Source organism: Paenibacillus sp. USHLN196 (assembly GCF_037144955.1).
Lineage (GTDB): Bacteria > Bacillota > Bacilli > Paenibacillales > Paenibacillaceae > Paenibacillus > Paenibacillus xylanexedens_C.
In genome coordinates this window covers 743,513-758,086 of the sequence record NZ_JBBCYH010000002.1, presented here as the reverse complement: position 1 = coordinate 758,086, position 14,574 = coordinate 743,513, and the positions used below count along the sequence as shown (strand labels likewise).

Below are 14,574 nucleotides of genomic sequence, written 5' to 3'. Positions count from 1 at the left end.
CCTGCTTCCTGCTTCCTGCTTCCTGCTTCCTGCTTCCTGCTTCCTGCTTCCTGCTTCCTGCTTCCTGCTTCCTGCTTCCTGCTTCCTGCTTCCTGCTTCCTGCTTCCTGCTTCCTGCTCGCAATTGTGCCTTACACTCTATTTCCAATCAACCCTTATTTTCACTGATCCGTCCTATCGCATCCTACCAGCAACGGATTAGTTCCTTTGTTATTTCACTTCTATTTCAATCTATTTTCTCTATCTCTACTCCCACTTCAAACTCTTCTGTCCTCATTCGTGCTCATCTGTCCCAGTTTGTCTTCCTACTTACGAGGTGAAACCTCACCGCGTTCTTCCCGTTCCTTCATCTCCTTGCGCACTACCACTTCCAGCTTCTGCCGATTGGCAAGCAGTCCCGGATCGTCTGGCAGGTACTCCCGGGCTTTGGTGTTATGCATCAGTGCCTGCTCCCAATTGCCCAGATGGGCATAACAGAGAGATAATCGGGCATGCGGTAGCCAAGTGCGGCAGGCAGCGGGCACCGGACGAAGACCCGGATCGCGGCTGCTCACGTCCACCGCCTGCATATACCAATAGATCGCAGAGACGGGCTCCTGCCGTTCATGGAAGCAGGCCGCAATGGCGCAGCAGAAATCGGCATGTGGCAGGTCATACTGGAATGACTGCAGCAATGCGCCGAGCTTACGGCCCGGCTCGCCAAGCCGTTCATGACATTCCGCCAGCCGCGCGCAGGCAATCAGGCGATCCTCGCGGTAACCGCTTGGCTGCTCCAGCAGCTTCGCATACCCGCGTGCCGCCGCTGCATAACGCTGGCGGTCATAACATTCGCCTGCATAATAGAACAGCAGGCGACCTTGGGCTACGCCCTCTTCGGCGATCCATTTGCGCAGGATGCGCACGTTTCGCGCCGAATGATGCCCTGCTTCGCGGCGGTGCGTGACGGCAATATCTGCCGTAATAACTCCGCTCGGCGGGAAGCTAAGCTGCTCGTGCAGCCGGCCATGCCAGCGGCACCCGGCATCCCGCTTGACCAAGCGAAGCCGTCGGTCCGTTACAAGCGGACTTCTCTCCGGCCCCTCGGCCAGCGTGTAGTTCAAGATCACAGCCGCCGTCTCCCCCTCGGACGGCAGCTGCTGCTTCAACACCGCAAGCTTCGCCCGTTCCGCAGGCAGCAGCACATCATCCGCATCCAGCCACAGGATGTACTCCTGCGTGGCCTTGGCGAATGACTCGTTCCGCGCTGCGGCAAAATCTTCCTTCCACTCATACGTGTAGACCTGGTCGGTATACTGCGCAGCGATGTCCATCGTACGATCCGATGAACCGGTATCCACAATGATGATTTCGTCCGCGATGCCGGCAACCGAATCAAGACAGCGCGCCAGCGTGCGTTCCTCGTTCTTCACAATCATGCACAGACTGATGGTGATCACGTTTTGAGCCCCTTCCTGTCGTACGCGTATTGCGAACTGTCGATCATGCAAGTTCCCCTATTTTCTAACTAACTCAAGTCCATAGTTCCAGTGTACCTGCAGTAATTTTAATCTCTCAGGCACATGCCTTCTTATATCCTATCCTGTTACAATCGTATCCCATGTTACACTTCTCCACTCTCCTGACGGCGAAGCCGTTTCACCTGCTCCACCGCACTGTCCAGTACCTTCTTGCGCTGCTTCATTACGCGGAGATGCTGTTGTTCCACCTCGGCAAAATGGGTATGATCCAGCGCCATCCACTCCATCAGTTGATCCAAAGTCGGCGACATATGCACCTGAGTTCTCCGCCGTTTGCGGGCCACACAACATAGATATTTATGATGAACTTCGAGTTTCAAGACTTCAAAATACGGCATTAGACACATCGCCAGGCTTCCTGCATAGAATGTCTGCTTGTGGTCATAGAACGGATGATATCCATACGGCACAGTCACAACCAGCGTCCCATCCTCTTGCAGCAGCCGATGAATCTGGACCAACAACATCTCCGGATGAGCAAAATGCTCAAGCACTTCTCCAAGCAGCACAGTGTCAAAGGTAGTTCTTACTTTCCATTGCGTAATGTCCAGCATCCGAAAATCCACATTGTTCCTCACTGGCTTGGACTCTTTTGCAAGCTCGGCTTGGGCATACCGGATGCTTTCTTCCTCCAGATCAATGCCTGTTACACGAAATCCTTCACGTGCCAGCAAAATGGATGTAATACCCTGACTGCAACCGACGTCCAGAATGCGTTTGCCTGTCGCCTCACGGCACATCCAGTGGATACGTGTTCTCGTCGCTTCATGAGAATCTTCCGAATTGATCTCGCCGTAATAGCGTTCACTCACTCTGTCATGATTCACCATAGGCATCTCCCGTTTTTCCTCGACGAACTGGCTGGCCCAGCACCACAATATTTCCCCCGTGACATCCGGCTGTTGCATTGCGTGTATCGAAAATCAGCTTTGCTTGATCCGCCATTTCCTGATAATCGAATCCCGAATGATCCGTCGTGATGATCACCAGATCAGCCCATGTCCACAATTCCGGCGTAGCAGGCCGGGATTGAAGCAACGTACCGTCATCCTTGCGGAAGACAGGCACCATCGGATCAGTGAAAACGACTTCTGCACCCGCTGCGCTCAGCAGCCGGAAGACATCCAATGCTGGCGATTCGCGCAGGTCGTCGATGTCTTTTTTATAAGCCATACCCGCCAGCACAACGCGCGCTCCCCGAACAGATACACCATGCTGCTCCAGCAGCTCCGCTGCACGCTTCACCACTCGCTCTGGCATCTGCCGATTGGTTGTATCCGCCAGCTGGATGAATTGCAGCTCCGATCCCTGACGGCTTGCAGCCCAGGACAGATAGATCGGATCGATCGGGATACAGTGTCCGCCGATGCCGGGACCGGGATAGAATGGCATATAACCAAACGGCTTGGTGGCCGCCGCACCCAGCACCTCCCATATGTTTACACCCATCTGTTCACAGGCCGGAGTCAACTCATTCACCAGTGCAATGTTCACACTGCGAAATGTATTTTCGAACAGTTTTGCCGTTTCCGCTACGGTTGTTGAACTGACCGGAACAACTTCGTTGAGGAATGAACCGTAGAACTGTTTGCCATAGGTCAGACAAGCGGGTGTGGAGCCGCCAATGATTTTTGGGGTATTTTTCACACCATAATGTACACTGCCCGGATCTACACGCTCTGGAGAATAACAGACATAGAACTGCTCTCCAGCTCGCCAGCCGTTTGCTGCTTCAATCGGTTGCTTCACACGTTCCTCGGTCGTTCCTGGATAAGTCGTACTCTCCAATATGACGAGACTGCCCTCCAGCAGATAAGGAGTCATACCATCCACCGCTGCCGAGATATAAGAGATATCCGGTTGATGCTCGGCGGTCAGCGGCGTGGGCACACAGATGACAATGACATGGGCTTGCGCCACAGCTGCATAATCGTCACTTGCCGTGAACAGTCCTGTCTGCATAAGCGACTGCAGGACATCGTCTTCAATACCGATGACATACGACTGCCCGGCGTTCAGCTTGGCTATCTTGGAGGTATCGATGTCGATCCCGTGAACCTGATAACCTGCCTGTGCCATCTCCACGGCCATAGGTAAACCCACATAGCCGAGACCGATGACAACAGCCTTCAGGGAGCGGTCATTGATATGTTGAAGTGTATTATGTTGCTGCGGCTCTTCTTTTCCTTCGTGCTGCTCGTGCTGATGTTTCTCTTCCATCCCTTCCACCCCCAAACGCTCCGCCTCCCTTCAATTAGTCAATATAGCCGCCTGCACGCAAAAAATTGGCAATCGCTGGCTTGTTCATCATGGCACTGTCCGAACGATACTCGGAGAAGTTCACACGAGGCAGGTTGCTGTACTGATCTGTCAGCCCCTTGTCCGGGTGCTCCGGCAGGATCACGTAATACTGTGCATCGTATTGACGAGTGCGCGGTGCTTCAAAGGGCGAGATCAGCACTTCATGCAATTTCTCGCCTGGACGTATGCCCGTCACCTTATAGTCGAAGGATGGACGACCTGCCTGTTCCAACATGACGGAGGCCAGTTCCGTCATCTTGCAAGCTTTCATTTTCATCACAAACGTCTCACCGCCTACAGCCGCCTCAGCTGCCTTAAGCAGTAGATGTATAGCTTCGGTGCGCGTCAGGAAAAAGCGGGTCATACCTTTGTCCGTAATGGTCAGGCTCTTGCCTTCATCAATCTGACGTCGGAATAAAGGCACCACGCTACCACTGGTTCCAAGCACATTGCCCCCGCGAATGCAGACAAACCGCGTACTTTCACTCAGCCAATTGGCACGAATCATCATTTTCTCACCCAAGGCCTTCGTCATGCCGTATACGTTAATCGGATCTACCGCCTTATCGGTGGACACATCAATGACTTTGGGAACCTGCATGCGGATCGCAGCCCGAATAATATTCTGCGTCCCGATCACATTCGTCTTGAACGCTTCATCCGGCTGGTCCTCGCACACCGGAACATGCTTCAACGCAGCCAGATGGAAGAGTACGTCCACATCCTTGCAAGCGTCCTCCACTGCCCGATAATCCCGGATATCCCCAATGACGAATCGCAAACGCGGGTCATGATTGAATTCACGCTGCATCGCAATCTGGGCATATTCGTTACGAGACAGAAGGCGAATCTCTGCCGGGTCCTGTTCCAGCAGCACCTCGGTCAGTTTTTGACCCCAGGAGCCTGTGCCCCCGGTAACCAGAATCGTTTGTCCTTTAATCATGCATATACCCCTCCCTGATCAGATCATGAATTCGCGTAATACCTGTGCCATCTCTTCGCGGCTTAATCGGTCTTTGGGTGGTACCTTTTTGACTGACGTATTGCTCGAATGCACGATGTTGACATAGTTACGCGGCGTCAGCAGCTCATGCGGCAGATCGATGACATTGCCATGTGTACCTCTGCCCGGCAGCTTCACCCGATACCCGGATGCGTACTCCGCTGTTTTATACAGGTAGACGTAGAATTGCGGAGAACGATGAAACGCAGGTGCCATCTCGTTGTTCACGCTATCCCACAAATAACCGTTCTGGTTGATTAGGGCCATCGTCTGTGGCTGTGGCTGCACGTCATATAGCTGCTGTACAAAGGTCCGGTGATACAGGTCATCCGAATCCAGACGGGCAATATAGATGTGCTCCACCCCTTCAGCAAACGCCAAAATCGCTCGCACACTCTCAATATGGGTTCCAAAACGAATGTTTGCAGGCAGCGGCTCCTGTTCCGCGAGAATCTCCTGCATCACTTCTCCCGATTCCTTGGATAACTTCACTACCGTCAGGAAATCCTGATTCGTCTGAGCTTTAAGGCAGTGCAATGTAAATGTGCGAAAAATGCTCATCCGCCGCTCCAGCCATTCTCTCGTCAATCGCTGCGGGTCGAGCCCATAATTGTTGAAGTTAATCTCTATAACCACTTTCCTGGACATAACATTCCTCCTCATGAACTCTGCTATCTTCTTTCAGCGGATACCTACCATTTTCATAGTTTCATCAGTCGTTTTCATACGAAACACAACTTCCGGCTGTCTGGTAGCTGACAATCCATCCAGGTCCAGCTTTCCAATTCTGCCGACTCTATAAGGTATGAAATGTTAATAGATGCGGTACGGACGAATGTACTGATTCTCAACGAAATAGATTGATATACACCCGAAAGATGGCGTCATATAGGTCGAACGTACATATCGTTATTGCAGCCGCAACATAGAATAGAGCAGTTCAATTTTCAAAGGGGGCACCATTGGAATGAATTCGATCTATCTTGAAATGGAAGGTGTGCTTGATCAGCTTGAAGCAGCGCTTCTTGAACAGCGCCCTCTCTCGCTTGTGCGCGTCGGCGATGGCGAGAACATCGTCATGTCTCAGGAAACGGTGTGGACCACGGAACAGGTTCTTCAGGAGCGTTGGGCCATTAAGGCTAATCTAGGACAAAAAGGACTGACCCTGCCCAACCCGCAGCTCCGGGATGAAGTCGCCGCTTCCCTGCAACGTGCAAGTATCGTCGGGGTTCTTCCCCGTGGTGACACTACCATCAAAGCTCCGGATTATCTCAAAAGACCCCTGACCGATATGCTGTTTGCACACTATGGCATCTCCCCCCCATTGACCTGTCATGCCTGTGTGAATCGGGAGCTGGCGCAGAACCCGCGTTTCTGGCAGATGCTCGCAAGCAAGCGTGTGCTTCTCGTTACCCGTGAGATCGAGGCACTGCGTGCCACGCTCGAACGTGAGCCATATCAACTCAACATTGTGACTGCACTGCCCTTCGACAGCTATGATCAAATGCAGGACACGCTTGAGTGGATTCAGACGAATCAGCATACCTTTGATGTCGCTCTCTTCTCCTGCGGTGTCAATGCGGTTATTCTTGCTGAGCGAACAGCCGCACTCGCAGGTAAAGTCGCCATCGACTTTGGCAAAGCCAACAACATCATTCTGAAAGGCCGTGCCAACTGATTTTCAGGCACTTCCAACCTCGAATCAGTGAGTTGCAGCGAAACTTGCATATAGTTGTATGACAAAAACCCCCGCCTCTTGGAGTCGGGGGTTTCATGCTGAGCGCTAGTCGAAACTGGTCGCTGCATTACTTTGTACGTCTGGGTTGTCTGGGGTATGAAGCGAACTCTTCCGTCAACAGAAGTGATGACGAAGCACTCTGCCTGTCATAATACGCCCTTCACTACTAGCCGATGGCTGCAATACCGTATAACATCTCCGGCCCGGTTCTTACTGCTGTGGACACCCCCGAGATGAACGAAGTATAAACACTTTCCAGTGCTGGTGGTGCAGACAGGTCCTGAGCTGTGAACGAATGAAATTCGGCACCTCCGTTCTGTCCGATTGTACCTTCAGCACGGTAGATGATATAGAAAGGATCATATAAAAAACCCCGCACAAGCTCCACAACAAAGGTATCCCCCAGTTCTCCCGTAACACCTACTGTCCCGTTCAACGTAATAATGGGATTCACCACACCCTGCGTCTGTAGACCAATGGTGCCGAAAGCCGTCGGCGATTCTGACAGTGACAAACCGGGCTGTCCAACGGTTCCCGAGTTCATCGAAGTTCTCATATCGAGAAACACGCCCATGAGTAACACCTCCAATGCTATGGGATACCCTATCCTATGAATCTCACTACTCTTATGATTGGATGTATAGCAGATTGCATGAACCTATTTTTATTTGTCGACTGTTAATGGTATATTGAACTGCATAACGAAAATGAACGGATCGTATGCACACAAGCGGTACAGGCTGTTCAGAAGGAGATTACTATTCATGAATAAACGCAAACGTCCAACAGGCAAGACATCGGCCTCGGCCAAGGGGAAATCTTACGCAGGTTCATCTTCAGCACGGTCCGGCAAGTCCAACTTCTCATCTGCCAAAACATCAGGTGCTTCCGCATCACGCAATACGGAGGAGAATAAGAAGCCAATAGCCGCGAAATCGTCGGGTGCACCCAAGAAAGCTGGAGGCAACAAACCCAAAAATGCCAGCGCATCCAAACGACCAGGCAACTCCTACTATCGCAAGCAGGAACCACCACGCCAGTACAAAGTAACTGAACCGGATGAACTGTTGAATTTCTTGCTGCAACATCTGAAATCGGGACGGAACGCGGTGAAGTCCATTCTGGGTCGTGGACAGGTATCCGTGGATCAAAAGGTTGTAACGAAGTTTAATGAGGCGCTGACGCCAGGTCAGATTGTATACATCCGTAAAGAGGGTGCCGTAGCTGCTCCTTCCTTAACAGGCATTAACATTTTGCATGAAGACGATGACCTCATTGTGATCCGCAAAGAAGCTGGACTGTTGTCCATTGCCGCCGACAAGACGGATGACCTCACAGCTTATCGCCAACTGACAGAGCATGTGCGCCGCACCAATCCGCTGAACCGGATTTTTGTCGTTCATCGTCTGGATCGGGATACTTCGGGTGTCATGATGTTTGCCAAAAGTGAAGAGGTACAACAGAAGCTGCAAAACAACTGGAAAGAAAATGTACAGGACCGCGTCTACGTTGCCCTTGTTGAAGGTTCGGTAGCCAAAGAAGAAGGCACCATCTCTTCCTGGCTGAAGGAAACCAAAACGCTGAAAATGTACTCCAGCTCTCGTCCCAATGACGGACAACATGCGATTACACATTACAAACGTCTGAAGTCGAACCGCGAGTTCTCCCTGCTGGAAGTGCGTCTGGAGACAGGCCGCAAAAACCAGATTCGTGTGCATATGGAAGATCTCGGACATCCGATTGCTGGTGACAGAAAATACGGCGCACGCACAAGAGACCTTGGCCGTCTCGGACTTCATGCACGCATACTCTCGTTTATTCATCCTACAACCGATGAACTGATGTCATTCGAGACGGATATTCCGAAGCCATTCCTGTATCCGTTCCGTGCAGAAACTCCACCCGCGAAATAACTGCATCTTGATATAGAATCGACTGATCGATTGATCATGTCTGAAAGGAGGAACGGACACTGAAAAACTTGTTAATTACCGGTTACCGTGCACATGAACTGCAGATTTTTGGACAGAAGCATGAAGGTATTCCTTTTATCAAGAAGGCCATTGCCTCCCGCCTCACGCCTCTTGTCGAGGATGGTCTGGAGTGGGTGCTTACACCGGGACAATATGGCGTGGACTTGTGGGCCTGCGAAGTGGTGATTGATCTGAAGAAGCTGTACCCGCATCTGAAACTGTCGATCATCACTGCCTTTCAGAACCCTGAGGAACAATGGAAAGAAGACAAGCAGGAGTATTACCGTTCCATCCTCTCGGGTGTGGACTATTACGGTGCGATTAGCAATCAACCCTATATTGGACCGTGGCAGTTCACTGCACGGGATGACCTGTTGCTGCGCAAAAGCGACGGGCTTCTGCTCGTCTATGATGAAGATGCCGGGGATGGTAGTCCCCGTTTTATCAAGGAAAAAGCCGTGAAGAAACAACAGAACGAGGACTATACAATCATCAGTGTGACTTCGGAAGATATCCAGTCTGTAGCCGAGGATGAACGCATGAACGATATTGGCTACGATGAGGACTCTCCCTTCTGACGTTTACGTGGTTGCAACCACGGTTGAAGGAGCCCAGAATGACGTACATATGTTTTTTTTCGAGGCAGGTTGGGTATAAGTAGTATTATAACTGCGATCATATGTCGTATGGGATAAGGGGAACTGCAACCATGACAATTACGCCAGAGCAGCGCATTCAACTGCATGGATTTAACAACCTGACCAAGTCGCTGAGCTTTAATATGTACGATATCTGTTACACTAAAACCAAAGACGAACGCGAAGCTTACATTGAATATATTGATGAACAGTATAACGCCGCCCGGCTGAGTAAAATTCTGAACAACGTCTCTGATATCATCGGAGCCCACGTGCTGAATGTCGCTCAGCAGGATTATGTGCCTCAAGGTGCAAGTGTGACGATGCTGGTCTCGGAAGGTCCCATCGTGGAGATCCCCGAGGAATCATTGGATGAATCTCCTGGCCCTTTGCCCGATAATGTGGTCATGCAACTCGACAAAAGCCATATTACTGTGCACACCTATCCTGAATTTCACCCCAGTGAAGGCATCAGTACCTTCCGTGCGGACATCGATGTCTCCACCTGCGGTGAGATCTCTCCGCTCAAGGCACTGAATTATCTGATCCACTCGTTCGATACGGACATTATGACGATGGATTACCGGGTACGTGGATTCACGCGGGATACGAGCGGACGCAAGCTGTTCATTGACCATGAGATCGGCTCGATTCAGAATTATATTCCGGATGAGATCAAGAGCAGCTTCGACATGATTGACGTCAACGTCTATCAAGAGAACATTTTCCATACCAAATGTAAACTGAGGGAATTTGATCTGGATAATTATCTGTTCGGATACACCAAGGATAAGCTGAGCAAGAAGGAACAACAGGAGATCACCGAATGGTTGAAGCTGGAGATGGATGAGATCTATTACGGCAAAAACATCAATCGTCCCTCTTAAGAGGTTGTTCAACGATGTATTCATAAGGCAAGATTTAAGACAAGCTATCATGAAGGTAAGGTCCTTCTTTTCAGAGGAACCTGCGTCATGTGCTTGTCTTTTTCTTTGATAACGTTGACAGTGTGCAACTTTATTTTTTATTATAGGAGTAACTGTATCATTTTGCAGTGAAGGAGACTGAGCCCGTGATCGAAACAAATACGACAAGACGTAACGAATCACTGTTACAGGCGCTGACTGCTCAGCACAATGCAATCACCAACAACATCGCCAATGCAGACACGCCTAACTACAAAAAGAAAACGGTAGAGTTTCAGGAAGAGCTTAGACGGATCGTGGAGAATGGCAAAACAGATCAGCTCTCCATGAAGCGGACTCATGAAAAACACTTCCCTATCAGTGATCCCCATTCTTCCATCGTACAGTACCGAATTGTCGAGAACAACGAAACAGCCATGAACAATAACAACAATAACGTTGACATTGACAAGGAAATGGCGAACCTCTCGGAGAATCAGCTTATGTATAACTACATGGTTGATCGGGTTAGTGGACACTACAAAAAAATGAAAAATTTACTGAATGATTTGAAATAAAGTATGTACAGCAGCCCGCGATGGCTGCTTTTTTTTATCTCTTTTTCCCTGAGCCCCCCTTGTTTGATACCATTTTTCGGTATCCTCTGCTGTTCGTAGTATAATGGGGAGAAGCGAATGATTTCATCATGAACAAAAGAGGTGCAACATGGCTCCACGTCATTTAAATGGTTTTCAAGGTTCCAAAGTGAGGCTCGCGGCACCATGCCCGGAAGATTGCATGCGTCTCTCCCGCTTCACAGACGATTACGAATATTTGCGCAATATGGATACCGATATCGCTATTCCGTTAACGCCGGATGAGACAGGTTCCTCCTCTGTCCGCCGAGACAACGGTTTTGAATTTGCGTTACGTACACTGGAGGGTAACCGTTTCATTGGCTTCACCGCGCTCTACCGGATTGAATGGAACAATCGGTCGGCTCGTCTGGCGATTGGCATCGGCGAAGAAAATGATCGAGGTAAGGGATACGGCAGCGATGCTCTGGCTCTGATTCTTCGGTATGGCTTCCACGAATTGAATCTGAACCGGATTGCGCTGGAAGTCATCGAATACAACGAAGCCGCTCGGCGCGCGTACCAGAAGGCTGGATTTAAGGAAGAGGGTCGCCAGCGTTCTGCAGTTCTGCGAGATGGCAGGCATTATGACCTGATCTCCATGAGCATCCTTGCGGAAGAATGGTCGGCCCAAACACATCTTCCATTGTCGTTCCAATCAACTCGTTCTGTTGAATCAGGGAAAATGGCAGTGGATGGTCTCTTGCAGCGTCATGCGAACGAACAAGCTGCGTTGTCCATATCGGGGTTAAGTTCAGATCCAGTAGGCGAATCTGAAATTTCGCCCCGCATCGGCGTAGGCGCGGTCATCCTGAATGAACGGGGCGAAGTGCTTCTGGCCTGGCGGAATCGTCAGCCCGAACAGCACACCTGGAGTATTCCTGGCGGGAAAGTCGACCCCTATGAATCATTGGAAGCCGCTGTTATCCGTGAAATTAAGGAAGAAGTGGATCTGGATATCGCCATCGACAGTCTGCTCTGCACGGCGGAGACGATCCAGCCGCAGCAGAAGGAACACTGGATATCCGTTCTCTATTCCACCAAGGTGATTGGCGGCCATGCTCGTAATCTGGAAGAAGACGGAGCCATTGGTGAGATCGGATGGTTCCCGCTCTATGATCTGCCCTCTCCACTCGCCGTTTTTGCCGTACCTGGCCTGGAAGCTGTGAAGAAACTATATAAGGACTCCCTGTAATTCAAATATTCCATCCGATGGAGGTATTCGCTATGAATCACGCAGAACAGATGAATCATCTATTCCAGGCTGCACAGGAAGGCCACGTTGAGAAACTGAAGTCACTGCTTGATACTCACCCGGAACTCGCTAATTCTGAAAATCAGGATGGGTTGACTCCGTTGGGATATGCCTCTCATTTTGGACAAGCAGGAGCAGTACGTGTTCTTCTTGAGCATGGAGCCGATGTTAACGCCCTTTCTCATTCCAAGATTTCCTTTATCCCGTCCAATACTGCACTGCATGCCGCACTTGCCGGAGAACGTTCACCAGAAGTTATCCAACTTTTACTCGAACATGGGGCGTCCACAAGTATTTTGGACAGTGATGGACAATATGCACTGCACTCGGCAGCATTTCATACGGATCACATCGAACTTATCGAGATGTTACTTCAGAATGGAGCTGATCCAAACGTGCTAAACTCAGCGGGCCAAACCGCACTGGACATTGCACTAAAACGTGGTAACACGTCTACAGCTTCCTGCCTGCGATCAGCCGTTTCAGCTCAGTAGCAATAATGATCAGATAAGCATGGGCAATAGATGAATAACCGCCAGAACTCTTTTTGGAGTACAAAAAGAAGGTCTGACGGTTATTTGTTGTTCGTTTACATCGCAATATATCTTTTTTTCAGAATATAAGAACCGTTTGACGCTTTACACGGTCTAATACTCAACATATCCATGAAAGGAGGAGCCATGTGACCCCTACCCAGCTCACCATCGCCGCACAAAAAGGGGATGTCGAGGCTTTTGCAGCCTTAATGGAATTGCATCAGAGCCGGCTGTACCGTATCGCCTATGCCTATTTGCACAATGAAGGTGATGCGCTCGAAGCGATTCAGGAATCAACCTTCAGGGCATTCCGTAAACTCAAAAAATTAAAAGAGCCCTCCTACTTCGGCACTTGGCTCATCCGCATTCTGCTCAACTACTGTGCGGACGAACGCAAGCGAAAGAGTCGGTTCAGTCCCGTCACCAAGATTAAAGAATCCAGCAGTTGGGATCGTCCTGCAGACCCCGATCTTGCTGCCGCCGTATCCACCCTTGACCGGGATTGCAAACAGATTATTATTCTGAGTTATTTCGAAGGTTTTTCTTTAACTGAAGTTGCCGATATTCTCGACATCCCGACCGGAACCGTAAAATCCCGATTACATCGGGCACTCGGACAACTCCGTGATCAACTTGAAACGAAAGGAGATGCATCCTCATGACGGATGAACAAAAATCATTCGATGCATTGGAAGAACGGCTGAATGGTCGCAAGACGGAATACGAAACAATGCCTATACCGGATGCTGCGACATCTCAGGCTGTGCAAGCTGGAATTCGTCAGGCGACCCGCAAGCGCAAGTCCCGGCTGCGCTGGTATATGAGTTCCATCTCGGCAGCTGCCCTCATCCTGCTATTTACCGGATGTATCCGCGTCTCTCCCGCCTTTGCATCCTTCGTGGAGCAATTGCCTGGTATGGAGGGGGTTGTAAGCATGATTCGTCAGGACAAAGGATTGATGATGGCAATCGATCAGTCTCTCTTACAGAAGGTCGGTGTCACCGATGAGCATGATGGTGCTTCCGTGACCGTTGAAGGCATTATCACAGACGAGTCACGTATGGTCATTTTTTACACGATGAAAGGCATGAAAGATCTGGAGAAGGGTAGATATGATATCGATTTGCTTGATAGAGATGGAAAACAACTGCCTGTTGCGTTTAGCTATTCCTCTCCTAATCCGGATTCAGAAAGTGGCGTTTACGAGGACAAAATCGATGTCTCATTCACAGAATCTTTACCGCCACAAGAGCTGACCGTTGTATTTAAGAAACGAGGTAAGGAGCCGAATAATAAGTGGAAGGTTACCTTCCCCGTGGATCACAGCTTAACAAAAGGCATGAAAAAAAACATTCCTGTAAACCAAACTATGACCGTGGACGGGCAGCGTATTTATGTAAAACAGGCCGTTCTGCATCCCACTCGCCTTGTACTTGATATCGAATATGATCGGAACAACACCAAAAAAATCTTCGGCATTCGTGATCTGCACTTGGTAGATGAGCAAGGCCGAGCATGGCGAACAGATTCATCTTCTATCTCAGGCTCTGGAAGTTCTGTCTTTTTCGAAAGCATGTACTTTTCCACTCCGAAAAAACTGACGCTCCAAGGGTCTGGCCTTTCAACAGTGGATAAGGATGAACTGGTTATCAGCATCGATCCCTCTTCAGGTGAAATACAAGGCGGCCCATCGAGTTTGAAATTGCTGCAAAGCACGGTCCAGGGCAAAAATCTGATCCTCGAGTTTTCAATTGCAGATGCTCAAAATGCTACTTCAGGGCTATCATTTACCAATATTGAGGACAGTAAAGGAAACCCTTTCGACATTAATGAAGTAAGCTGGAGCCCTTCCGTCTTTGAAGCAAGAGTTGTCATTAAAAATGGAGCCGCAGCCAAAGGAAATCTGACAATGGAAATATTCTCTTACCCTGATCAAATTCATGCACCGTTCTCTATTGAAATTCCTGTGACTCCCTAAAGAAAATGTAACAGCCATAATTGCAAGCCACACGACGTAGTCATGCACTATAATGAAAATATTAAACAACTACATTAAATCGATATGTTCACAGGA

15 protein-coding genes are annotated in these 14,574 nt (G+C 49.8%); 9 read left to right on the top strand and 6 right to left on the bottom strand.

Annotated features, from left to right (window positions below; genetic code table 11):
- Positions 1-304 precede the first annotated feature (304 nt).
- The 5 genes from WFI24_RS06780 to WFI24_RS06760 form a co-directional block, all read right to left on the bottom strand.
- On the bottom strand, positions 305-1,435 hold the full coding sequence (locus WFI24_RS06780) for a glycosyltransferase family 2 protein (protein WP_336759617.1): 1,131 nt from the start codon (positions 1,433-1,435) through the stop codon (positions 305-307).
- Positions 1,436-1,599: 164 nt separating this feature from the next.
- A complete protein-coding gene (locus WFI24_RS06775; protein WP_336759616.1) occupies positions 1,600-2,346 on the bottom strand; it encodes a class I SAM-dependent methyltransferase in 747 nt (248 codons plus the stop codon).
- Complete coding sequence (locus tag WFI24_RS06770) at positions 2,333-3,736, bottom strand: nucleotide sugar dehydrogenase (protein ID WP_336759615.1); 1,404 nt, start codon at positions 3,734-3,736, stop codon at positions 2,333-2,335. The genes WFI24_RS06775 and WFI24_RS06770 overlap by 14 nt, the downstream gene beginning before the upstream one ends.
- Before the next feature lie 34 nt (positions 3,737-3,770).
- Positions 3,771-4,760, bottom strand: coding sequence for an SDR family NAD(P)-dependent oxidoreductase (locus tag WFI24_RS06765; RefSeq protein ID WP_336759614.1), 990 nt, complete (start codon positions 4,758-4,760; stop codon positions 3,771-3,773).
- Between the two features lie 18 nt (positions 4,761-4,778).
- Complete coding sequence (locus tag WFI24_RS06760) at positions 4,779-5,468, bottom strand: glycosyltransferase (protein ID WP_336759613.1); 690 nt, start codon at positions 5,466-5,468, stop codon at positions 4,779-4,781.
- Positions 5,469-5,787: 319 nt separating this feature from the next.
- On the opposite strand from WFI24_RS06760, the gene WFI24_RS06755 reads away from it, so the two are divergent.
- The gene (locus tag WFI24_RS06755) at positions 5,788-6,498 is read left to right on the top strand and encodes a GT-D fold domain-containing glycosyltransferase (protein ID WP_336759612.1); all 711 of its coding nucleotides are present in this window, start codon (positions 5,788-5,790) and stop codon (positions 6,496-6,498) included.
- A 226-nt stretch (positions 6,499-6,724) separates the two neighbouring features.
- On the opposite strand, the gene WFI24_RS06750 is transcribed toward WFI24_RS06755, so the two are convergent.
- The gene (locus WFI24_RS06750; protein ID WP_336759611.1) at positions 6,725-7,132 is read right to left on the bottom strand and encodes a hypothetical protein; all 408 of its coding nucleotides are present in this window, start codon (positions 7,130-7,132) and stop codon (positions 6,725-6,727) included.
- A 190-nt stretch (positions 7,133-7,322) separates the two neighbouring features.
- Between WFI24_RS06750 and WFI24_RS06745 the strand changes: the two genes are divergently transcribed.
- The 8 genes from WFI24_RS06745 (at position 7,323) to WFI24_RS06710 (ending at position 14,478) form a co-directional block, all read left to right on the top strand.
- Positions 7,323-8,471, top strand: a complete 1,149-nt coding sequence (locus WFI24_RS06745; RefSeq protein WP_336759610.1) for an RluA family pseudouridine synthase — start codon at positions 7,323-7,325, stop codon at positions 8,469-8,471.
- Positions 8,472-8,530: 59 nt separating this feature from the next.
- Positions 8,531-9,109, top strand: a complete 579-nt coding sequence (locus WFI24_RS06740) for a DUF1273 domain-containing protein (protein WP_145320284.1) — start codon at positions 8,531-8,533, stop codon at positions 9,107-9,109.
- A gap of 131 nt (positions 9,110-9,240) precedes the next feature.
- Positions 9,241-10,056, top strand: a complete 816-nt coding sequence (gene speD / locus WFI24_RS06735) for an adenosylmethionine decarboxylase (RefSeq protein ID WP_036610662.1) — start codon at positions 9,241-9,243, stop codon at positions 10,054-10,056.
- 185 nt (positions 10,057-10,241) lie between these two features.
- Positions 10,242-10,652, top strand: a complete 411-nt coding sequence (gene flgB, locus WFI24_RS06730; RefSeq protein WP_336759609.1) for a flagellar basal body rod protein FlgB — start codon at positions 10,242-10,244, stop codon at positions 10,650-10,652.
- A 148-nt stretch (positions 10,653-10,800) separates the two neighbouring features.
- The gene (locus WFI24_RS06725; RefSeq protein WP_336759608.1) at positions 10,801-11,904 is read left to right on the top strand and encodes a GNAT family N-acetyltransferase; all 1,104 of its coding nucleotides are present in this window, start codon (positions 10,801-10,803) and stop codon (positions 11,902-11,904) included.
- A 32-nt stretch (positions 11,905-11,936) separates the two neighbouring features.
- Positions 11,937-12,458, top strand: a complete 522-nt coding sequence (locus WFI24_RS06720; RefSeq protein WP_336759607.1) for an ankyrin repeat domain-containing protein — start codon at positions 11,937-11,939, stop codon at positions 12,456-12,458.
- Positions 12,459-12,646: 188 nt separating this feature from the next.
- Positions 12,647-13,162, top strand: coding sequence for a sigma-70 family RNA polymerase sigma factor (locus WFI24_RS06715; RefSeq protein ID WP_336759606.1), 516 nt, complete (start codon positions 12,647-12,649; stop codon positions 13,160-13,162).
- Entirely contained in the window at positions 13,159-14,478 is a 1,320-nt protein-coding gene (locus WFI24_RS06710; protein WP_336759605.1) for a DUF4179 domain-containing protein, read from the top strand. The genes WFI24_RS06715 and WFI24_RS06710 overlap by 4 nt, the downstream gene beginning before the upstream one ends.
- Positions 14,479-14,574 lie beyond the last annotated feature (96 nt).

Coding starts and splice junctions, on each gene's coding strand:
- WFI24_RS06725 (WP_336759608.1), top strand. CDS start 10,801: ATGGCTCCACGTCATTTAAATGGTTTTCAAGGTTCCAAAGTGAGGCTC.
- WFI24_RS06755 (WP_336759612.1), top strand. CDS start 5,788: ATGAATTCGATCTATCTTGAAATGGAAGGTGTGCTTGATCAGCTTGAA.
- WFI24_RS06770 (WP_336759615.1), bottom strand. CDS start 3,736: ATGGAAGAGAAACATCAGCACGAGCAGCACGAAGGAAAAGAAGAGCCG.
- WFI24_RS06765 (WP_336759614.1), bottom strand. CDS start 4,760: ATGATTAAAGGACAAACGATTCTGGTTACCGGGGGCACAGGCTCCTGG.
- WFI24_RS06775 (WP_336759616.1), bottom strand. CDS start 2,346: ATGGTGAATCATGACAGAGTGAGTGAACGCTATTACGGCGAGATCAAT.
- WFI24_RS06750 (WP_336759611.1), bottom strand. CDS start 7,132: ATGGGCGTGTTTCTCGATATGAGAACTTCGATGAACTCGGGAACCGTT.
- speD (WP_036610662.1), top strand. CDS start 9,241: ATGACAATTACGCCAGAGCAGCGCATTCAACTGCATGGATTTAACAAC.
- WFI24_RS06760 (WP_336759613.1), bottom strand. CDS start 5,468: ATGTCCAGGAAAGTGGTTATAGAGATTAACTTCAACAATTATGGGCTC.
- WFI24_RS06720 (WP_336759607.1), top strand. CDS start 11,937: ATGAATCACGCAGAACAGATGAATCATCTATTCCAGGCTGCACAGGAA.
- WFI24_RS06710 (WP_336759605.1), top strand. CDS start 13,159: ATGACGGATGAACAAAAATCATTCGATGCATTGGAAGAACGGCTGAAT.
- WFI24_RS06745 (WP_336759610.1), top strand. CDS start 7,323: ATGAATAAACGCAAACGTCCAACAGGCAAGACATCGGCCTCGGCCAAG.